Raw genomic sequence first — 19,653 nt, 5'->3', positions numbered from 1 at the left:
GATCTTCTCACAATTCAATGCCATCATTCGGGTCGAGTGCGGCTTGCCGCGCAACGCCGCGCATCTTCTGCCGCAGCAGGCGCGACTGGCGCGCGGCATCTTCGTCGTCTTCCAGCACGGCGAATTCCTCGGCCGGCGCGACCTCCGTCGTTTCCTTAACGATGGCGAGGTGATCCGGAAGCTCGGGCTCTCGCCGCAGTCCGCCATTGGCCGTGTCAGCGTCGCCACCGCCAATGTCCGCGGGCGTCTTATCGGGAATAGCGGCCTTCAGCCCTGACCAGCTGTCGGCGCGAGAAGACCTTCGGATCTTGACGGGATCTGGCGGGGGAAGTACGCGCTCGGCAAATCGCTCATCCTCGTAGTAGCGCACTTTTCTCGCACGGATTGGAGGAGTGCCTGCCACCATCACGATCTCCTCTGACGGCGGCAGCTGCATGACCTCTCCCGGGGTCAGAAGCGGCCGCGCGGTATCTTGGCGAGAGACCATGAGATGGCCGAGCCATGGGTTGAGCCGATGGCCGGCGTAGTTCTTCATGGAGCGTATTTCGGTTGCCGTGCCTAGCGCATCGGAGACGCGCCTTGCGGTGCGCTCATCATTGGTCGCAAAGCTTACCCGGACATGACAGTTGTCTAGGATCGCGTTATTCGGGCCGTAGGCCTTCTCGATCTGGTTGAGCGACTGGGCAATGAGGAACGCCTTGATGCCGTAGCCGGCCATGAAAGCCAGTGCCGACTCGAAAAAATCAAGTCGTCCCAAAGCTGGAAATTCATCCAGCATCAGCAACACGCGGTGACGGCGATCCTTATCCTGAAGGTCCTCGGTGATCCGCCGCCCGATTTGGTTGAGGATCAAGCGGACTAGTGGCTTGGTTCGCGAAATATCCGAGGGCGGCACGACCAGGTAGAGCGTGGTGGGGCAGTTGTCTGCGATAAGGTCGGCGATCCGCCAATCGCAGCGGCTTGTCACTTCGGCGACGACGGGATCCCGATAAAGTCCGAGGAAGGACATCGCTGTCGAAAGCACACCCGAGCGTTCATTCTCGGATTTGTTCAGCAGCTCTCTTGCCGTAGAGGCGACGACCGGATGCGGCCCCTGGTCCTTGAGGTGTGCTGTCGTCATCATCGCGTTCAGCGTCGTTTCGATCGGCCGCTTGGGATCCGATAGAAAAGCGGCGACGCCGGCGAGCGTCTTATTGGGCTCGGCATAGAGGACGTGAAGGATTGCCCCGACGAGCAGGGAATGACTGGTTTTCTCCCAATGGTTCCGCTTGTCGAGCGAGCCCTCGGGGTCTACGAGCACATCTGCGACGTTCTGGACGTCCCTGACCTCCCACTCCCCGCGCCGGACCTCCAGAAGCGGATTATAGGCTGATGATCTGGCATTGGTCGGATCGAACAGCAGCACACGGCCGTGCTTCGACCGAAACCCGGCTGTGAGCTGCCAGTTCTCACCCTTGATGTCGTGCACGATGGCCGAGTGCGGCCATGTCAGCAGCGAGGGGACGACGAGCCCGACGCCCTTGCCGGACCTCGTTGGAGCAAAGCAGAGGACGTGCTCGGGCCCATCGTGACGCAGGTCGTTCTTCTCCAGTCGGCCAAGCACAACCCCGTCCGCGCTCAGCAAACCTCCCGCCCTCACCTCCTCAAGCTTGGCCCATCGGGCCGAGCCATAGGTGGCAACGTCCTTGGCCTCCCGGGCGCGCCAGACAGACATGGCGATGGCCACGGCGATGGAGAGAAAGCTTCCAGAGGCGGCGATGTAGGCGCCCTCGGTGAATACGTCAGGTGCATAGGCGTCGAACACGAACCACCACCAGAAGAACTCGGGCGGGTAATAGACCGCAAATCCATACATCTTGAACCAGGGCAGACCGAGCTCGGGTTGGAAGGCCAAGCGCCAGGCCGTCCACTCCGTCGCGCTCCAGATCGTGAGCAGGACGATCGCGCCGACAGCCACGAGCTGCCCCCACAAGATCTTGGTTCCGGACATCGACAAGGCTCTCCTTCGCTGAATGACGCTCTGGCCAAGGAAATCAAAGACCGAGGTCGCGCTTGCGGCCGAAACTCCACTCGATCCCACCGCCATCCCTAACGCTTCCCGTCACATGCTGGCCGAGGCGTTTTTCCAGTTCGCGCGTCCAGGGGACGAGTTGAAAGCCAAGCCCATTGTCGATCAATGCAAAGCGGCCCGACGTGAGGGACAGGCTCTTTCGGTATGTTCCTGCGACCTGCTCACCGACTGCGGCTTGCGCGTGAGGCAAGCCGGTCTCGGCCGCGATTTCGGCACCGGCCGCCTCTAGCTCCCGGCGCCGCAGCGTATTGAGGAGATCGCGTTGCAGGATGATGCGCCCTCCCGCTCGGTGTGCGAGCCCTGCTTCTGCAAGATGTTCGGCTCGCGCCTGCATCGCTTGCCGAGCCTCCCGCCCGAAGCCGCCCAAGGCGAGCGGCATCGAATCGCGCTCGACCAGTCGGTGGTCGAGCCAGGTTGCTCCCGGCGCACCTATTTGCGCGGGAAGATCGAAATCCGAGCGATTGGCGAGCACGCGCGTCGGCCGCTGCTCGTCCATCCCACCGAACTGCCTGACTTCGACAATGCCGCCAATGGGGGGCGCCTGTTCGAATGCCTCAAGACCACGAAAGCGGACGTGATGGAGCCGTCCGTCGGTCGCATCAATGAGCGCATAGGCTTCGCCGGTGAGCTCGTCGTGTAGCCCGGTTGCCAATAATCGCCCGATAATCGGTGCGGTCGTTCTTTCCCCCGTAACGGCGAATTCCGAGAGACTTCGTTCCTGTCCCCGCTCTGTCATCGCTTGATGCATGGTCTTGATGATATCGCCCCGAATTGCAAGGTCTCTGAGATGGGGTTCTGCGTCCAAACCCACCATCCACTCACCGGGTACCGCCGATGAGGCAAGGCCCATCTTTTGCAGATGCTGAAGGCGCCCGATCATAAGGCGGCGGATTTCGGGGTCAGATATCCCTTCCCGATCGGGCCGCAGGTCGAGATAGCCGGTCTCGTCGGCAGCCAGACGGATCTCGCGGTCGAGCCGTGTCCATCTTTCGGCGAAGACTTCGCGTTCGAGAGCCCTGCGGATCTCGTGCTCGGCTTTGGGCCCGAGCTCGATGGATGCCAGCTCTTCCGCGCGAGAGCGTAGTCCCTGGCTGATATAGTCGCGGGAGATCACGAGGTCCTCAACGTTGTCGCTGACCCCGCGAACAAGCAGGTGAATGTGTGGATTGTCCGTGTTCCAGTGATCGACGGCGACCCAGTCGAGCCGTGTGCCGAGGTCCGCCTTCATCTGCCTGGCGAGATCGCGCGTGAACGCTTTCAGATCGCTCATCTCGCCCCCGTCCTCGGGTGCGATGATGAATCGAAAATGATGCCGATCGCCCTTGCAACGCTCGGCGAAGGCGCTGCCATCAACCTCTTCGCGTTCGGCGTCAAACAGCGAGGCTCTCTCGCCGCTGCGGGTCACGCCATCGCGCCGGAGGTACGAGATATGCGCCGCGAGTGATGCCGAGCCGAATGCCAATCCCTTATGCCGCGCGACCCGCGCCTTCACGGTCACGCGGCGCGCAGCGCTAAACAGACGGTTGCGGGCAAACTGGAGCCGGCCGCGGCCGAACGTCGAGCGCCCGACGCGTCCTCCGCGGCTCATCGAGGAGGCGGAGGTGTGGCCCGCCTTCTGCGCCGCTTGCAGTACCTGATTGAAGAAGCTCTTGGCCTTGGGCGCGCGCGTGCTGCGGATGCGGCCGGGCCGGATGTGAAGTTCGCTGTCCTTGGTATTCACGGTCGTTCTTTCCTCGTAAATCTTAGTCAGTACCGAAAGATGCATTGAATTTGCTTGTGAATGTTCAAAGCGCGGCACGCGCCACGACCGATCGGCACGCCAGAACCCAAGCCATGGCAATGGCTTGGCGTTCGACGGGCGAGCCGCTTTTATCTTGCCCTAGCCCGTCGTTCTTTGTTACTCGCTCTTCCTTCCTCTAGTTGACGAACATTTCGTCTGCTGGTCCACGGATCAGCAGACAAATCTCCTGCCTTTTCGCCTGCAAAGGAGGGAGATTTACGGCAAAGAGCAGTTGGGATTCATTGTGGTGGATCCTCCAACAGCGCCTGCAGAAACACGTCGGCTGGTGGCCGATTCATTGGGAAAAAAACAGCCGCGACGTGGCAGTTAGTTTGCGAAGCGCACACTGTTTGCGAGCGCTTGCGATAGCGATCGTTACCCGAAGGGCCGAGACACCCATAGGGTGGCTCGGTGAGGAGCGAAGCGACGAGTAGAGCGCGGGCCGAAGGCATCGCCCATATGCCGTATGCAGATGCCGGACGCTTACGGTCGTTCACCTCCGCCCCTCTCACTTCTCGCCGATCGCTCGCTGACATGTGTTCCGCTCCGCAACCGCGCTTCTGATCATTGCATGGTGCGAGAATCGGTCCGCGCCACGAATAGACCAGTCGAGCTTGGAACGATCCGCAGAATATCTCGCGAGGAGATAGCGTTCATGATGTCTGCCGAAGGCACAATCCTTATCGACCGGTCGTCCGTTCTCGGCATGTCAGTTGGCTTATGAGTTGACTGCGGAATGAGCAGCGACGATGCTGATGACGTGACGCCAGCCTTCCAGGTCGGTTGCTGATCGACGTCCAGCACGGACCCAAGCCTCTTCACATAGGCTTGGGTTTCGACAGGCAATGGACGCCCGGCAAGATGCTCCTGATAGCGCAGCGGTCCTGCGTGATAGGCAGCAAATACGCCGTTCGGTCCGAAGCGGTCGAGCATTTCACGCAGATACGCCGTTCCTGCCAGGATGTTGTCACGGGGGTCGAACGGATCGCTGCCGAGGGCGTGCCGGCGGCGCAATTCGGCCCAGGTGTCGGGCATGAGCTGCATCAGCCCCATGGCGCCTTTGGGCGATCTGGCACGAACGTCTCCAGTGCTTTCGACAGCCATCACCTCGACAATCCAGGAGACTGGAATGGAAAAACGCTGTGAAGCTTCGATGATGAAGGTTTCGAATGGCTGGGCCCCTTCGTGCTCCGCCCCTGTTGCTGTCTCCTCGGCGACCGAAGCACTGCAAAGCGCGAGCACGAGCAACAGGAAGGGTGCAGCGAACAGGCGCGCGCCAAACTGTGCCAGGTACGTCCTCCTGCGCGCCTCTTCCCGATGGAGAAAGCCTTTGTGCGCGCCATTCAGCAGCGGGAGGTGTTCCTCCCTAACATCGCCTTTGCATGGAGGAGCCGGAATGGAGAAAGGGCCTTGCGGTCCATCGAACAAGCGCATGGTGAAATGAATATGACGAACACACCTCATCACTCCTCCGAGGTCCACACCGGGTCCGCACGGCCGATCACGGCTGCGGCTGGAAGAAAGCCAAAATACCGGCCGTCGAAGGACTCATCCGATTGCCAGTTCATGAGAAAGAGCTCGGCCGGCCCGACGACGCGGCAGCCCTGCCAGTCTGGCAGCGGACGGCCGCGGCCGTCACGCTCACGCGCCTCACCCATAGCAATGTTGTCCACCGAGATGGCGAGGCCTGTTCTGCAAACCGTCTGCCCGGGGAGCGCGAGGATACGTTTGAGCATAGGAAGGCCGAGCGGCAAATAGCCCTTCAGGTCGAGGAAGCTCGCCAGCGGTTCAGGCGGCTGAACCGCAACCAGCTCCGTGACATACAAAGTCTCTGCGGAACGCAGGCGGTAAAGGCCGATGGGCACGCTCGGCGATGCATTCCAGATGAAGGCCGGCGTTCGCCCTTCCACGATGGTTACGGCGATCGCTGCGGCAGCCCCGCACATCGCAAGCAGCGTCATCATCCGCCCTCTCATCGGATGATCCTCCGCCGGCGAAGCCAGGCCTGATGGCGAGCTTTCGTGTAGGGACGTGGGCTTTCATTGACGGAAAGACGGTTGTGGACATGCTGCCAATGATCTGGGGCGACATCAGCCGGATCGATACCAAGTGCCTCGACGGCATCGATCATCTGCAGCACGCGCTCGACCTTCGGCCAGCCAGAAAGGCGAAGCAGAATGTCGCCTCCTGGCTTCACATAGGGCACGGTCGAGCAGCGCTGACCCGCGGCGACGGCACGCAGGATATCAATGCGCGAAATCACCGTCCCGAAATCATTCGACGTCCAACGAACGAACGCAAAGATGCTGCCTGGAGCAAATGCCAGGACGCGACGATGGCGATCGAGCTTCCGTTCCTCGACATTGCGGCCAAATCGAACCCGGTTCTCGATCCGCTTCTCCAGCCACAGCACTTCCACCTCGGTGAGATCGCTCATGCTGTCTCTCCCGGAAGCTCGAAAAGCCAACGGCTAGTGATGAGGACGGACGATTGCGGGATTTGAACCTGAAGGCAGCTCGACCGTCCGTGCCACTGCCGCTCTTCCACAATGTGGGCAACAGCGAGTTCCGTTAGAAGAAATCCGAAGGATTTCTGGTTAGTAAAGTTAGGGGGCCAGGAAAGCGCGCGTTCACAAGCCTTTAGGTTCGCTTTCGGTCCCCGATAGCACGATGATCTGGTCCCTGATGGCACGAGGGTTGCGGTCCCCGATAGCACGAGCTGATTCACAGGTTGTCCCCTGAAATTGGTCCCGAACGACGCGCCGACAGGCGCGCCGTAACGGGAAGGTTTGGGATCGAGGCGAAGTTCAGCCGCTCGCGGCCGTTTGGATCGCGCGTGAGGACGAGCCGATAGCCCGGCAATGTCTGCCGCTGGACAATCTGTCGAACGTCGTAGGCAAAATGCTTGAGCGGCGAGAGGCTGCCGGACTTGGCATGAAGATGGGCAAGGTCGAAGCTCCAGCCGCCGCGCTGCCGGCCGCCGTGCTTGCGCACCAGCCGGTAAAGCCAGCGCTCAAGGCCACCTGTCAGGTCGAAATAGGCGCGGTCGATCGTCAGAACGAGAGCGTCATCGATCACGCCGGCATAGAACCAATCTGGCAGGATCAGTTCGATCCCAAATGGTCTGCCATATGCATCAGCGGCTTCCTTCCACTCGTTAATCCAGGAGAAGCGGTGCCGCCGCCGTTCTGCGGGTTGACGGATCGAGGTCAGCACGGTCGTTGACTGAAGTCTGTCAAGACCTGCCTTCAGCCGGTCGTAGTCGCGTGCGCTGGTGCCGCGGCCGACGAACGTCAGAATCTCATATGGCGTTGCGGCTATCAGGCGTGATGTTTTCAGACCGGCATCGCGAGCTTCGACGATCTGGGAGGCAGCCCAAATCAGGACGTCGGCGTCCCAGATCGTTGCCATGCCGTGCTCCGGGACAGCTTCGACGCGGATTGAGGTTGTTCCGGCGCAGAAATCGATGGGCACGATCCTTTTGGTCTTAGCCAGCGAAAAGAATGGATAAGCCATCAGATCCTGCGCATCGCGTGGAGCAAGATCTCCCGGCAGGGCGCGGAAAAGCTCAAGCTGATGGCGGTCGGCTTGCTGAATGCGTCGCATGATGATTGCCTTCAGAGCGACCATCAGCGGTGTTCCTGGCCGGCATAACGACGTAGTTGCGAATGCTTTTTGGCCGGCAGCACCGTGTCTTTGCCAGGGTCAGAAGTGGACGTTTTGGCGCCGAGATCGGCCCACGCTTTCAGGTCGTCCAAGGCGTAGACGACGCGGCCGCCGATCTTCCGGTAGGTCGGCCCGGTACCGTAAGTGCGATGTTTTTCCAGCGTGCGGCCAGACAGGCCGAGGTAGCGTGCAGCCTCGGGAGTGCGCAGGAAACGCGGAGGAAGTCCGGCGGTCGGATCGGGCATTTGAGAGCTCCAAGATGGCGGCGCACCACCCATGAGGGCGCCGGCGTGGGTGTGGTCATCTTGGAGAAGCAGGGCTTCGGAGGGGGATGCCGAAGATCGGGGGTGCATGTTTCGACACCCCCGCGATGAGGCTATTTGTTCCTGCGCCCGGAGCGCAGAAGCCTGCAATAGCCGCCCCGCATCAAGGAGAAGCCGTCGTGTACCAGACGGATGATGAGGCTACGGGAATCGTGGGTCTTCCAGGCTTGCTTTGGGACGCTTTTCTTTCCAAGCAGTGCCAACGCGATCACACGATAGCTGCTACCGGCATGACGTGCGTCGAGCGCACGCGCGACTTGCCTTAGGCGATCCCGGCGCTGTTTGGAAAGTTCGTGGAAAGCGGGGCCTGCCGCGCGTCCGTTGAGCGCGCGCCACAATCTGCGAGCTGCATGCGCTCGCGGCGGCAAGTTCTCATCGAAGGGAAGTTTGGCGGCATAGCGATGACCAATGGAAGGTTCATCCTTCAACCAGACACGGTGGTTCACGGTCCCGATGCGCAGCACGGCGTGCCACCCATCAGCGGCGCGACGCATTTCGGCCGTCGAGACGTTGAATAGAGGTAGATCTGGCGCACTCGGGTCAGCGCCTGACGTCGTTACCGCAACCGGGACGACATCCGGCAGCGCCTCGGGCGCCCAAAAGATTGTCTGTTGATCAAAGGACCGCTGCGGGTCATGGGCGAAAGCAGATGCCCCACTTCCTCCTGAATTCCTCGGTGACTTCACCCGTCGGGCTCTTGGCGATCACAGCCTGGTAGTCACGTTGGTATTCAGGATTGCGACGCACGAACTCCCAAGCGATATCAGTGGGGTCAGCATTATTCAGGTAGTCGTAGGAGTCCGGGGAGCGCCAATCGACTTGGGCCATAACATCCGCCTCATTGCAAAGAGCTAACAACGATGACGGCGCAATAGCTGCGAACAGGCCTTTGGGAAAAGATGCCAGCTTGTCACCACGTGGTGCACGTGAGTCACCACGCCCGAGTGCCGAGAAAAAGGTGTCGTCAGAACCAAAGCCGTCTAGAAAACTATTCTAGGTTGATCTAGGTCCGCGCAACAGACGTCCCTGTTCGGTCAACCACTTCGCGCGCTGAACATGTGTCTGGTATGCAGTACGCGCACGCTCCGGCTCGCGATCGGAGTCGATGTGCAACACGATCCGAGCGACCTCGGACCAATCGGCCCCCTCGCTCTCCGCCTGCAGAAGGCGCATGTAGGTTACGACATGCTGTTCGTCGTAGGAGGTCATGGCGTCCCCAGCGGGAGGGGCATCGGCCACTTCGGGATTTAAGTTGAACTTGGTCATGGGCTGACAACAAACATCGAATAATTGCAAGGTTCCTGGACGCGCGATTGACGAGCGGTCTCATTTTAGTCGTATTCCGGGGTCGGTGCAGATACATACTATAGGAGATAAACCTCATAGTATGTAAGACGCAACTTGCGCGAATGGACATGCGCAAGTTGGTCGGCCGGAATTTCGCAAAGCTGCGGAAGCAAAAGCGCTTTACGCAGGAGAAGTTCGCCGACCTGTCCGGCTTTACTCAACAATACATCAGCGACTTGGAACGCGGCCGCCGCAATCCAACCGTCGTAAGCCTGTTCCAGCTCGCCAGTGCGTTGGGCGTCACTCCGGTTGATCTCATCGCGCCGGACGAGGAGGCGCGAAACGAAGGAAAACTGGCCAAGCGGAAGTAACTGTTTCCGAAAAAGCCAAAGCACCTGCCCCAAGTGAGGGTAGGACGCTTCCCACAGGTGCGACGATGGTTCGGACAGCACTGTTCGCACGTCGACGGCTCCAACGGCCTACAAAAGTCTTACCGTTTCAGCTGCGCCAGCAACCTCCTTGGGAGACACGGGATGTTCTGGTGATGGCGTGCTGAACGGTCTCTCTATCGAGAGCCTACTTAAATAGTCGGGCCATATCCAGTGGTTTAATGGGCCACCAAATGGCTGCCTGCGCAAATGAAAGCTCGCGCACTCGTAGCCTGGAATATACGCCGGATACGCGTCGATCGCGGTATTCCGCAGGAGCAATTGGCTTATGACGCGGGAATAGATCGTTCGTATATGAGTGGTCTTGAGCGGAAGTTGGAAAATCCTACGATTGATTTGCTTGACCGGTTGGCTGACACCCTCGGTGTCCAACTCAACGAGTTATTCCTTCCATTACCAAAGGGCGCTACGATCCATAAAACATTGCCTAAAGGGCGCAAATCGACCCGACTTGACCGCAAGAAGAAATAACACCCTCTGTTTCGACAATCGCGGGATATACGCCTACGTCGCTTGTGTAACGCGTGGGCCGTCTTTGGAGCGAGATGGCCCTGATCGTAACAGGCCGGTGCGAAGGGGTTTGCCGATCTCAGTGGCGCCGACCTGTGGCTAGTGCTGAATCCATCGCAAAATTAAGATTCGCATTCCGAGCCCATGGAATTCGCGCCGATGTGCGGAAAGCCCGCCCGGCGAACCGGGCGGGGCTTGGCGGAGGATCTCACTCGCCGTTCTTGCGCGGCCGGGACCAGAGCAGGTTGTAGCCCTCGCCACCTTCGTCGTCGAACAGGCTCGCGTAGATCGGCGCGTTGAAGGAGGGATCGTCAAGCTTGATCGAGAGGTAGTCGCGGCCCTCTTCGGAGCGCTTCGACCAGGCTGCGCCGATCTCGGCCCGACCCACATAGATGCGGTGGCTGGGCGCGTTCTCGTTGGAGCGGTTGGTCTCGGCGACGATGCGGACGCCCCTAGCCTGCAAGCTCAGCGTGACGATCTCGCCCTGGAAATCATTGCCGACCTTCTTGAAAGTTCCGATATTAGCCATCTTGCTTCTCCGTTGTGTTTCGAGCCCGCGACCACCGCGGCCTCGATGGCGATCTCAAGGGCGAGGACGATCGGCGACGCACCCGCTCGCGGGCTGAAGCGCAGCGGAGGACGCCGTTGAAGAGACTTTCTTGTCTCGCGAGGAATGGGCGTGAGCCCAGGGGAAGAAAGTCGCAGCAACGGCGTTGCGGCTCAGCCGATCGAGGCGCAGCCGGTCTTCGGCCAGATCGAGCCATCAAAGAGGCCTCGTGCGTCCGCGTGCTGAACCTCAAACCCGGGGAGAAGCTTGGCGAATTTCGGTTCCTCTGCACAAGAGGTCGGAACGGTTCGGGAAGGAAGAGAAACAATCTGCGGGAATGGGCGGCATCGTCCCCGCAAAGCCGGTCAAGCGGTGCGCTTCGTCCCGGCGCCGGAGCTATGTGGGGCGAGACGTGATAATCGGTGCTGCTTGTTCGTAGCACTTCATAGGCAAGCCGTTAAGCTGCTCACACGACATCATGCCTCGTCGGCTACCAATCTTAGAAATCTGTATGACGATGAGGAACGTCCTAACGGTCCGGCTTTGCGCATCGCGGCCGCAATAACTGGGTGAGTCGGTAGTTCACCGCCTCGGCCGTCCAGTCGAGTACGTCTATCCTAGCAGCGTCATCCATGTGAACGCTGCCTCACCGTTGCAGATTAAGGCCATTCAGGTGATGACCCAGGCCAGTGCTGCGTGCACGTACCGCAGGACATCTGCGAGAACTGATCAGTACGGCCCCCGGACGCCGAGAACCAGATATCGCGGCCCTCAGCTCATCGTCGAGCCACTGCACATGTCAGATATGTTTTATCCCGCCTCACGGGCATTTGTTCTCGGTGCGGCAATCCGGCGCGAAGTAGGACTTCGTCACTGCAATTCTTCGGCGGGCATGGGTATAATGTGTGATTCTAAGGGATCGGTAGGACCGCGAAAAGGTCCGCCGAAAGGCAGACCTTCGTGTGTCCAGATAATTCGCTTCGCTCATTGAACGGCCCTGTCCTGGCTCCGGGCAAGCCGAAAGAGCGGTCGACGACCGAGGAAGCTGAGCCAACCTCGCCTGACCTTGAAGCTCGCCTCCACTCTGCCAAGGCCGATCGCATTACCGCCCCTCTGCGGCACCGCACGTTCCGCCGCATCTGGACCGCCAGCCTGGTGTCAAATCTCGGTAGTTTGGTACAGGGAGTCGGGGTGGCCTGGGCTATGACCGAAATGTCATCGTCAGCGGACAAGGTCGCGCTGGTCCAAACCGCTCTCGGATTGCCGGTGATGCTCATTGCGATTCCGGCCGGCGCAATTGCTGACCTGCATGACCGGCGCATCGTGGCATTGATTTCACTCGGTATTGCACTGACCGCCAGCGCTACGCTGGCGGTACTCGCTTTGCTGGGATTGCTTACGCCGGACCTCTTGCTTGGTCTCTGCTTTGCAGCAGGCTGTGGCACCGCGATGTTGGGACCCGCGTGGCAGGCGGCAGTGGGCGAGCAAGTGCCTCCACAAGCCCTGCCCGCCGCAGTTGCGTTGAATGGCATCAGCTACAACATCGCGCGGAGCGTAGGTCCGGCAGTCGGGGGTATCATTGTGGCCTCCGCCGGGACCGTAGCCGCGTTCACATTCAACACGATCTCGTTCGTGCCACTTATCGCCGCGCTCTATCTATGGAAGCGCGCAAGTGAGCGGTCGCGTCTCCCACCGGAACGGCTCGGCCATGCCATCCTGTTGGGCGTCCGGTACATCACGAACTCGCCACCTATTATGATCGTGTTGGTCCGAACGATCATATTCGGGTTGGTCAGCGGAGCTATCCTGGCGCTGTTGCCAGTGGTCGTACGTGATCGCCTTCTCGGTGGCGCGCCAACTTACGGCGTGATGCTGGGCGCCTTTGGCCTGGGAGCCATTTTGGGAGCGATCAATATCTCGCTGGTGCGCGAGCGCTTAAGTAGCGAAGCCGCCATGAGATGCTGCACGCTGTCCATGGCAGCGGGTATTGCAACTCTGGCACTAAGCCACAATCCGTTGATGGCTGCGTTCGGATTGGTTCTGGCTGGTACAGGGTGGACGTTGTCTTGGACGCTCTTGAACATCGGCGTACAGCTTTCTGCACCCCGCTGGGTTGCCGCGAGGTCTCTGGCGGCGTACCAGGCCGCCGCATCCGGCGGTCTTGCCATAGGCAGCTGGGGGTGGGGACATCTCACCGACATCGCCGGCGTTGAAACAGCGCTGCTTGTCGCAGCCTCGCTGATGCTGGCATCTCCTCTGGTCGGCCTACGATTGCGGATGCCTTCTGTTGGTGAGGGTGCCGAAGAGGGAAGCCTCCTCGAAGATCCGCAGGTGCGGTTGCCGGTCAGGGGGCGCGACGGACCTGTGGTGATCGAGATCGAATATCGGGTGGAGCAGAAAAACGCTCCGGACTTTCGGGAGGCCATGCAAGAGCTTCGGCTCGTCAGGCAGCGCAATGGCGCCTACGGTTGGTCGATCGCACAAAACATGGCAGACCCAGAAGCGTGGATCGAGCGCTATCACTTCCACACCTGGCACGACTACCTGCGCCAGCGCAACCGCTCCACCATGGCCGAGCAAGCTCTGGAAGGCGCTGTGATAAAAGACTACCACGTTGGTCCCGGCAAAGTGCGTGTCCGCCGCACGATCGAGGGTTTTGCTCGGGGATAGCTTGACGCCCGCAGTTGCGGACAACCGGCGGATGCGACCGCAGTGTCGCGTATTAGCGAGATGCTTCTCCGATGGAGATATTACCCCGCCCGGCGAACCGGGCGGGGCTTGGCGGAGGATCTCACTCGCCGTTCTTGCGCGGCCGGGACCAGAGCAGGTTGTAGCCCTCGCCACCTTCGTCGTCGAACAGGCTCGCGTAGATCGGCGCGTTGAAGGAGGGATCGTCAAGCTTGATCGAGAGGTAGTCGCGGCCCTCTTCGGAGCGCTTCGACCAGGCTGCGCCGATCTCGGCCCGACCCACATAGATGCGGTGGCTGGGCGCGTTCTCGTTGGAGCGGTTGGTCTCGGCGACGATGCGGACGCCCCTAGCCTGCAAGCTCAGCGTGACGATCTCGCCCTGGAAATCATTGCCGACCTTCTTGAAAGTTCCGATATTAGCCATCTTGCTTCTCCGTTGTGTTTCGAGCCCGCGACCACCGCGGCCTCGATGGCGATCTCAAGGGCGAGGACGATCGGCGACGCACCCGCTCGCGGGCTGAAGCGCAGCGGAGGACGCCGTTGAAGAGACTTTCTTGTCTCGCGAGGAATGGGCGTGAGCCCAGGGGAAGAAAGTCGCAGCAACGGCGTTGCGGCTCAGCCGATCGAGGCGCAGCCGGTCTTCGGCCAGATCGAGCCATCAAAGAGGCCTCGTGCGTCCGCGTGCTGAACCTCAAACCCGGGGAGAAGCTTGGCGAATTTCGGTTCCTCTGCACAAGAGGTCGGAACGGTTCGGGAAGGAAGAGAAACAATCTGCGGGAATGGGCGGCATCGTCCCGGCAAAGCGGTCAAGCGGTGCGGCGGGTCCAGCCGTGGCAGCTATGTGTGCCGGATCGGAAATCTCCAGCACGTGTTCGAAGGTTTCTGAGAGGACCGTCCGCCTCCTCTGCTCTGGTGAGCATCATCCATCGTCGAGGGTGCTTATTCTGCGACCTGTTCGACGACAAAAGCGCGGAAAGTTCATCCCTCGTTTGCCGCGGCCGTGAGAACGGGGCGGGACGGCTCTCCGCCCGTCCTTTCCGGCTCGATCGGGCGGGTCTTCGAGATGAGCGTCAAGCGCGTGAATGTTGACGAGCCGATGCAAACCGCGCCCAGCCATGCGAAGACCTCGCGCCAAGCCAGCGACGGCGCTCCGATCTGTGAGAGCGCGAACACCACGTGATAGCCGGCAACGGCCGCGGGAACGACGAACACGGCCGCAATTGCAAGTCGCAGGGCCACGTGGCGGCTAAGGGTAATGGCCAGCTGGCCGGCTGCGAGTGTGAGCACAGCGCAAACTGTGCCGACGAGCAGTGCGCCGACAATGCCCGCACCGCTGTTGAACGCCATCAATCCGATATTGATCGCAACAAAAAGCGCAGCGCATAGACCGCTAGCACAACGATCAGCCAGCAAATAGGCCGATACCAGCAATATTGAGAAGAAGCCCGAGGGCGAGCATGGTGGTGGCTCCAAGGCACGCGTGTGAGCGCTCGCGCCTTCCACCACCACCGCAGCCCAGCCGCCGACGTATAAACAAAACGAGGCGGAGTTACGGCGGGTGCGGCCTCGCCACTCGTCGGTTGACGGCAAGACGGCGCTCACGCGCCGCCAAACTTCCAGACCGGAATGCCAAGCCGCTTTGCCTTATCGGCAAGGTTGTCCTGAATGCCCGTGCCGGGGAAATGCAGGACGCCGATCGGCAGCAGTTCGAGCATCGCGTCATTGCGCTTGAAGGGCGCTGCCTTGGCGTGTTTGGTCCAATCCGGTTTGAATGCGATCTGTGGCACTTGCTGGTTGCCCATTTGGAGCCGATCAGCTCGGCGCCTTTCGGTGAAGCGCTGTGCAGCAGAACCATGTCGGGATGCTTGGCGTGCACCTTGTCGAGCCGATCCCAGACGAGGCTATAGTCGTTGAAGTCGAGCCCACCGGTCAGGGCGATCTTCGGACCCGGCGGCACCATGATCTCGGTTTCCGAGCGGCGCTTGGCTGCGATGAAGTCGCGGGAATCGATTATCGCCGCGGTGAGCGTGCGATGGCTGACCAGTGATCCCGACCGTGGGCGCCAAGCAGACCCCGTGTGGACTTCGAAGCGCTCGATCGCCTGGTCGCGGAAGAGTTCGAGACAGTTGCGGCGCTCGATCAGCGAGATGCCCTCGGCGGTTAGGCGCTCAAGCTCGACCGAGCGCACTTCCGAGCCGTTCTGCTCGCGCTGGCTCTTCTGCTGCGCCTGTTCGTTGACGTCGAGCTGGCGCTCGATGCGTTCGACGGCGCGATGGAACAGGTTGACCGTCGGCCAGAGGAGATCATCGAGGTCGGGCTCCAGCCGGGTATCGCTCAATGACGCAACCAGCGCGTCAAACATGTCTGCAACAGCGCCGGTAATGATCCTGGTCTCCGGTAGCGGCCTTGGATCGGGCTGATCGTCGAAGGGACGGTATAGGCGCGACTCAGCCTCTCATTCATGCCATATCGCGCGATCTCCGCCTCGACCCTGGGGATTAGAATCAGATCGTCGTGAGTGTCGGGGATGAGCGATATTGACTGGAAATGCATAAGAACTCTCTGCGGGTTGTTCGGCGACTGATTTCAGTATCAGACGACCATTTCCCGACCGTTTTCATCATTCACGAGTTGATACACGACCGCTACAGACGATCAATGACCAGCCCTGGTAGGAATGTCCCGCAGCCAATGAGGTCCCGTCGTGCGGGCCCATTCTGGGCTACCAACTTCGGCAGGTTGATGCTTGCATTGGATTGGCATCTTGTTTCGCAGCTGCCAGCTGCCGGCGGTACTGTGCAAGCGCGCGGGCGCGATGTTTTGTAGTCGCATAGTTGGCGCAAACAATGGCACTCAGATTTGCCGTGAGGCCCTCATGCGGACAATCGTACTGGACGATCGCGGCCACGCTTGGGACGCATGTTCTTCAGCTCTGCGTAAATGTTTTCTACACTACCCAGTGACCGAATTCGATTTCCTGAGTTATCTCATCAATAATATGGGTTTCGTGACAGTTGCTCTGTTCCGCCCCGGGTCGGCACAGATACGAATCCGGTTTGAGACTGCCACCCCAGTCAGCGTTGCTGCGGCGATCAATCTTGTCAGCGACCTTGGGGTGGAGCGAATGGTCATTTCAAATTCGGTAGACCTCGCCGACAAGTTGTTTTCAACTCGTTCGCAAGCGGTCACATATATAAATCAGCGGCTAGGCGAGCCTTGCCAGCGAGCGGCGACAAACATTCGATACAGGCAGATGCCGATTGAGACTTTGGTAGGCTGCCAAGGTCCACTATCCATGCTTTTGTCCTACTGGGACTGTTCGGACCGAACCGCCGATCTGACAGCTCTGAAGAAGGCGTTGTGCTCCCCAGCCGCGGTCAGGTTCGCCGCAATTGAGGCCGTGGCTGGTCGCCTCACCATTATCGATCTCGGAGCCGGCTTCGAAATCTTCAGCAAGACCTGGCGGGAGAATGCGCCCGGCATTCCGGTTGATGAACAACCGGATTATGAATATGGGCGATGGGTGCATCGTATGTACGAGTCCGTCCTAGAAACGCACCAACCTCGCCTAGATGAGGTCGATGCCAAGATTCTTCGCCCCCATTTGAACGACAAAGTTCAGCTGTCGTACCAACGCCTGATTGTTCCTTTCAAATACGGAAGGCGAGGAGTCACTCGTCTGATCGGCGCGTCGCTAGTGAGACAATCAATCAAACTCTCCAGCGAGTCGTAGGTGACGTGCCCATTAGGCCGCCTCACATCAGGAGGTCCGCCGGGAGTCGACCAGTGATGATCATCGATGCAGTTAAACAGCTGTCAGACCTGATGAAGCAGCCCATTCATATCAAGTCTCCCCGCAACTGTTTGGTGATCACATGCCAACAGCGCGCGATTCAGCAGTTCTTACCTTCGGCTTGAGCCATAACAGCCTGGAAATCCGCAAGCATCTCGTGGCTCGGCATCCAAACGAGACGCATCGCAGTACCCCGAGCGGCGGGGCGATAAGTTGATCCTGGACAGATCAATCCTTGTATAATCGGCATGACCTGCCACTCATCCGGCAGCGGTTAGAGGCTCAGGGTTTTGTACGCTGAGCGGCGCGTGTGTAGCAGCGGACGATCGGCGGAGCTGGTCGGGTTTGCGTAACCGGTCGTCCTTGCGGTGAGTTGGACGGCATAGGCCGCTGGGTGAGGTATTTAGCGACGAGTGAGGGCGCCGGATATCGTAGTCAGCGACCCAGCGGACGATCTTGGCGCGGGTGTCGTCAAGATCGAAAACGGGGTCTTGTTCAGGAGTTCGTCACGCATCGAGCCGTTGGAGCTTTCGATGAAGCCGTTCTGCATCGGCTTTTTGGGCGCAATGAAGTACCAGTCGATGATTGTGTCCTTTGCACCAGGCAGCATGGCATTGGAGGTGAAACTCGGTGCCATGGTCGGACACGATCATCCGTAGCTTGCCCCGTCGCTCGACGAACGTCAGCTCGCGGGCGACGCGCTGGCCCGAGACCGACGTATCCGGAACAGCCCCCCGGCACTTTTTGGTCACGTCATCGACGATGTTGAGAATGCGGAAGTGCCGTCCATGCCGAACTGGTCATGAACGAAGTCCAGCGACCAGCGTGCATTGGGCCTGGCCTGCACCAGAATCGGGGCCGGGTCCCCACGGCCTTGCGGCGAGCTCACCGCTTGCGGACGCGAGTGCTTCTTCCCGATAATGCCGGTAGATCCGGCTGATCCCCCATGGCTCTGCTTCCCGTCGTAAGAGGACGAACACCCGGCGGTAGCCGAACGACCGCCGCCGCCCGGTGGCGAGATCGCGCAACCGGCCGCGCAGCTCCGCATCCAGCGGGCGGCTGGACTGATAGCGGATCATCTTCCGGTCCGCGCTGATGATTGAGCAGGCGCTCCGCACCGACAGGCTCATGACAGCCTGCAGACGGCAGCGCGCGTGGCGGGGGGGCCCCCTCCCCTTCTTTGAAAGGAGCTCGCGAAGGGCAGCCGCATCGAATCTGCTCGGCCAGAAGCTTCTTCAGCTTCGCATTCTCCTCCTCCAGCGTCTTCAGTCGCTTGACCTCGATCCGCCGCCAAGAAACACGGTCCGTCTGGCGAGGCCTAACACGCCTCAATGTTGCATCGCGATCAGTTTGATTTGGTAATTAAAGCTGTCGGCGACGGCCTTGTGTATTTACGAGGCGGTCTTCGCGCCCCACTCACCATGAGATCGTTTTCTTACGCCCCGATTTAGATTTTCGGCTCGGCGTCCGCGTTGGCGGCCAGTTCGCGCAGCGCGCGCCGGTACTCGACCGGCATCACCTTGCGGAATTTAGGCAGCCATTCCTTCCAGTTGGCAAGGATATCGGCGGCGCGCTTGGAGCCGGTCGCCTTGGCGTGGCGCGAGATCAGGACGTGAAGCCGCTCGACGTCGGAGTCGAGCAGGTTCTTGAAGACGTCGACCCGGCCATGCGCCTCGAGGTCACCGGAGTGGTTGTAGGTGCCGGCGTTGATCAGCTCTTCCGACAGCACCGGCTCGAGCTCGACCATCGACAGATTGCACAGCTTGTCGAAGTCACCGGTCTCGTCCAGCACATAGGCGATGCCGCCGGACATGCCGGCCGCGAAGTTGCGCCCGGTCTTGCCGAGCACGACCACGATGCCGCCGGTCATGTATTCGCAGCAATGGTCGCCCGCGCCCTCGACCACCGCCACCGCGCCGGAATTGCGCACGGCAAAGCGTTCGCCGGCGATGCCGCGGAAGTAGCACTCGCCCTGAATGGCGCCGTACATCACGGTGTTGCCGACGATGATGCTCTCTTCCGGCACGATGCCGCTGTTGGCCGGCGGCCTGACGATGATCTTGCCGCCCGAGAGCCCCTTGCCGACATAGTCGTTGGCTTCACCTTCGAGCTCGAAGGTGACGCCCTGCGCCAGCCACGCGCCGAAGGCCTGGCCGGCAGTGCCCTTGAGGCCGACATGGATGGTGTCGTGCGGCAGCCCGGCATGGCCGTAGATCTTGGCGACCACGCCCGACAACATCGCGCCGGCAGAGCGGTTGGTGCTGTTGATCTTGGCCTCGATCTTCACCGGCGCGCCGCGGTCGAGCGCAGGCGTCGCCTTCTCGATCAGCGTGCGGTCGAGCACAGCCTCCAGATGATGGTTCTGGCGCTCGGAGTGATAGATCTTCTGGCCCTTCTCTTCCTTCTGCTTGACGAACAGCTTGGAGAAGTCGAGGCCCTTGGCCTTCCAGTGCGCGACCAGCCTGGTCTGGTCGAGCAGCTGAACCTGGCCGACCATCTCGTTGAAGGTGCGGAAGCCGAGCGAGGCCATGATCTCGCGC

General features: G+C 60.5%; 20 protein-coding genes and 2 pseudogenes. 4 read left to right on the top strand and 18 right to left on the bottom strand.

Annotated elements, in window-relative coordinates; all coding sequences use genetic code 11:
- Positions 1-7: 7 nt before the first annotated feature.
- The 10 genes from L6639_RS40520 to L6639_RS40475 form a co-directional block, all read right to left on the bottom strand.
- Positions 8-1,990, bottom strand: a complete 1,983-nt coding sequence (locus L6639_RS40520; protein WP_128955108.1) for a conjugal transfer protein TraG — start codon at positions 1,988-1,990, stop codon at positions 8-10.
- A gap of 43 nt (positions 1,991-2,033) precedes the next feature.
- Entirely contained in the window at positions 2,034-3,791 is a 1,758-nt protein-coding gene (locus L6639_RS40515; RefSeq protein WP_128929812.1) for a relaxase/mobilization nuclease domain-containing protein, read from the bottom strand.
- Between the two features lie 624 nt (positions 3,792-4,415).
- Positions 4,416-5,315, bottom strand: a complete 900-nt coding sequence (locus tag L6639_RS40510; protein WP_232995621.1) for a lytic transglycosylase domain-containing protein — start codon at positions 5,313-5,315, stop codon at positions 4,416-4,418.
- Positions 5,315-5,827: a S26 family signal peptidase gene (locus tag L6639_RS40505; protein ID WP_128929811.1), complete on the bottom strand. Its 513-nt coding sequence runs from the start codon at positions 5,825-5,827 to the stop codon at positions 5,315-5,317. Before L6639_RS40505 ends, L6639_RS40510 begins: the two co-directional genes overlap by 1 nt.
- Positions 5,824-6,288, bottom strand: a complete 465-nt coding sequence (locus L6639_RS40500; RefSeq protein ID WP_128929810.1) for a DUF2840 domain-containing protein — start codon at positions 6,286-6,288, stop codon at positions 5,824-5,826. The genes L6639_RS40505 and L6639_RS40500 overlap by 4 nt, the downstream gene beginning before the upstream one ends.
- Before the next feature lie 286 nt (positions 6,289-6,574).
- Entirely contained in the window at positions 6,575-7,456 is an 882-nt protein-coding gene (locus L6639_RS40495; protein ID WP_128930181.1) for a replication initiator protein A, read from the bottom strand.
- Between the two features lie 23 nt (positions 7,457-7,479).
- Entirely contained in the window at positions 7,480-7,761 is a 282-nt protein-coding gene (locus L6639_RS40490) for a helix-turn-helix transcriptional regulator (protein ID WP_128929809.1), read from the bottom strand.
- Positions 7,762-7,892: 131 nt separating this feature from the next.
- Entirely contained in the window at positions 7,893-8,303 is a 411-nt protein-coding gene (locus L6639_RS40485; protein ID WP_237867056.1) for a DUF2285 domain-containing protein, read from the bottom strand.
- 169 nt (positions 8,304-8,472) lie between these two features.
- A complete protein-coding gene (locus tag L6639_RS40480) occupies positions 8,473-8,667 on the bottom strand; it encodes a transcriptional regulator domain-containing protein (RefSeq protein ID WP_128929807.1) in 195 nt (64 codons plus the stop codon).
- Between the two features lie 165 nt (positions 8,668-8,832).
- The gene (locus L6639_RS40475; protein WP_128929806.1) at positions 8,833-9,105 is read right to left on the bottom strand and encodes a DUF2285 domain-containing protein; all 273 of its coding nucleotides are present in this window, start codon (positions 9,103-9,105) and stop codon (positions 8,833-8,835) included.
- Positions 9,106-9,248: 143 nt separating this feature from the next.
- Between L6639_RS40475 and L6639_RS40470 the strand changes: the two genes are divergently transcribed.
- Entirely contained in the window at positions 9,249-9,497 is a 249-nt protein-coding gene (locus L6639_RS40470; RefSeq protein ID WP_128929805.1) for a helix-turn-helix domain-containing protein, read from the top strand.
- 267 nt (positions 9,498-9,764) lie between these two features.
- Positions 9,765-10,046, top strand: coding sequence for a helix-turn-helix domain-containing protein (locus L6639_RS40465; RefSeq protein ID WP_128955107.1), 282 nt, complete (start codon positions 9,765-9,767; stop codon positions 10,044-10,046).
- A gap of 247 nt (positions 10,047-10,293) precedes the next feature.
- Here L6639_RS40465 and L6639_RS40460 read toward each other — a convergent pair whose 3' ends face one another.
- Positions 10,294-10,614 (bottom strand): DUF736 domain-containing protein, encoded by a 321-nt coding sequence (locus tag L6639_RS40460; RefSeq protein WP_128929802.1) that lies wholly within the window; start codon positions 10,612-10,614, stop codon positions 10,294-10,296.
- A gap of 1,119 nt (positions 10,615-11,733) precedes the next feature.
- Between L6639_RS40460 and L6639_RS40455 the strand changes: the two genes are divergently transcribed.
- The gene (locus L6639_RS40455; RefSeq protein ID WP_232995657.1) at positions 11,734-13,302 is read left to right on the top strand and encodes an MFS transporter; all 1,569 of its coding nucleotides are present in this window, start codon (positions 11,734-11,736) and stop codon (positions 13,300-13,302) included.
- A 121-nt stretch (positions 13,303-13,423) separates the two neighbouring features.
- Here L6639_RS40455 and L6639_RS40450 read toward each other — a convergent pair whose 3' ends face one another.
- From L6639_RS40450 to L6639_RS40440, 3 genes and pseudogenes are all read right to left on the bottom strand, one after another.
- A complete protein-coding gene (locus tag L6639_RS40450; RefSeq protein WP_128929802.1) occupies positions 13,424-13,744 on the bottom strand; it encodes a DUF736 domain-containing protein in 321 nt (106 codons plus the stop codon).
- Positions 13,745-14,298: 554 nt separating this feature from the next.
- Entirely contained in the window at positions 14,299-14,910 is a 612-nt protein-coding gene (locus L6639_RS40445; RefSeq protein ID WP_308421719.1) for a hypothetical protein, read from the bottom strand.
- An 8-nt stretch (positions 14,911-14,918) separates the two neighbouring features.
- A pseudogene (locus tag L6639_RS40440) lies at positions 14,919-15,757 on the bottom strand (DUF2493 domain-containing protein); the annotation flags it as partial.
- Between the two features lie 438 nt (positions 15,758-16,195).
- On the opposite strand from L6639_RS40440, the gene L6639_RS40435 reads away from it, so the two are divergent.
- The gene (locus tag L6639_RS40435) at positions 16,196-17,053 is read left to right on the top strand and encodes a hypothetical protein (protein ID WP_128929800.1); all 858 of its coding nucleotides are present in this window, start codon (positions 16,196-16,198) and stop codon (positions 17,051-17,053) included.
- A 320-nt stretch (positions 17,054-17,373) separates the two neighbouring features.
- Here L6639_RS40435 and L6639_RS43635 read toward each other — a convergent pair.
- The 4 genes and pseudogenes from L6639_RS43635 to L6639_RS40425 all read right to left on the bottom strand — a co-directional run.
- A pseudogene (locus tag L6639_RS43635) lies at positions 17,374-17,663 on the bottom strand (integrase core domain-containing protein).
- A complete protein-coding gene (locus L6639_RS43630; RefSeq protein WP_371746376.1) occupies positions 17,620-17,865 on the bottom strand; it encodes a hypothetical protein in 246 nt (81 codons plus the stop codon). Before L6639_RS43630 ends, L6639_RS43635 begins: the two are co-directional and overlap by 44 nt.
- 48 nt (positions 17,866-17,913) lie before the next feature.
- The gene (locus tag L6639_RS43625; protein WP_371746377.1) at positions 17,914-18,243 is read right to left on the bottom strand and encodes a hypothetical protein; all 330 of its coding nucleotides are present in this window, start codon (positions 18,241-18,243) and stop codon (positions 17,914-17,916) included.
- A gap of 317 nt (positions 18,244-18,560) precedes the next feature.
- On the bottom strand, positions 18,561-19,653 hold a 1,093-nt coding region (locus tag L6639_RS40425; RefSeq protein WP_465251697.1), incomplete at its 5' end, for a GltB/FmdC/FwdC-like GXGXG domain-containing protein.

It is taken from the genome of Bradyrhizobium zhengyangense (genome assembly GCF_022012555.1).
In the GTDB taxonomy this organism is placed as follows: Bacteria; Pseudomonadota; Alphaproteobacteria; order Rhizobiales; family Xanthobacteraceae; genus Bradyrhizobium; species Bradyrhizobium zhengyangense.
This window is presented reverse-complemented; position numbering and strand designations above follow the sequence as displayed.

Excerpts from the sequence above, each read along its gene's own strand:
- L6639_RS40520 (WP_128955108.1), bottom strand. The coding sequence starts at position 1,990 with ATGTCCGGAACCAAGATCTTGTGGGGGCAGCTCGTGGCTGTCGGCGCG.
- L6639_RS40510 (WP_232995621.1), bottom strand. The coding sequence starts at position 5,315 with ATGAGGTGTGTTCGTCATATTCATTTCACCATGCGCTTGTTCGATGGA.
- L6639_RS40505 (WP_128929811.1), bottom strand. The coding sequence starts at position 5,827 with ATGAGAGGGCGGATGATGACGCTGCTTGCGATGTGCGGGGCTGCCGCA.
- L6639_RS40500 (WP_128929810.1), bottom strand. The coding sequence starts at position 6,288 with ATGAGCGATCTCACCGAGGTGGAAGTGCTGTGGCTGGAGAAGCGGATC.
- L6639_RS40495 (WP_128930181.1), bottom strand. The coding sequence starts at position 7,456 with ATGCGACGCATTCAGCAAGCCGACCGCCATCAGCTTGAGCTTTTCCGC.
- L6639_RS40490 (WP_128929809.1), bottom strand. The coding sequence starts at position 7,761 with ATGCCCGATCCGACCGCCGGACTTCCTCCGCGTTTCCTGCGCACTCCC.
- L6639_RS40480 (WP_128929807.1), bottom strand. The coding sequence starts at position 8,667 with ATGGCCCAAGTCGATTGGCGCTCCCCGGACTCCTACGACTACCTGAAT.
- L6639_RS40475 (WP_128929806.1), bottom strand. The coding sequence starts at position 9,105 with ATGACCAAGTTCAACTTAAATCCCGAAGTGGCCGATGCCCCTCCCGCT.
- L6639_RS40470 (WP_128929805.1), top strand. The coding sequence starts at position 9,249 with ATGGACATGCGCAAGTTGGTCGGCCGGAATTTCGCAAAGCTGCGGAAG.
- L6639_RS40465 (WP_128955107.1), top strand. The coding sequence starts at position 9,765 with ATGAAAGCTCGCGCACTCGTAGCCTGGAATATACGCCGGATACGCGTC.
- L6639_RS40460 (WP_128929802.1), bottom strand. The coding sequence starts at position 10,614 with ATGGCTAATATCGGAACTTTCAAGAAGGTCGGCAATGATTTCCAGGGC.
- L6639_RS40450 (WP_128929802.1), bottom strand. The coding sequence starts at position 13,744 with ATGGCTAATATCGGAACTTTCAAGAAGGTCGGCAATGATTTCCAGGGC.
- L6639_RS40435 (WP_128929800.1), top strand. The coding sequence starts at position 16,196 with ATGCGGACAATCGTACTGGACGATCGCGGCCACGCTTGGGACGCATGT.
- L6639_RS43625 (WP_371746377.1), bottom strand. The coding sequence starts at position 18,243 with ATGAGCCTGTCGGTGCGGAGCGCCTGCTCAATCATCAGCGCGGACCGG.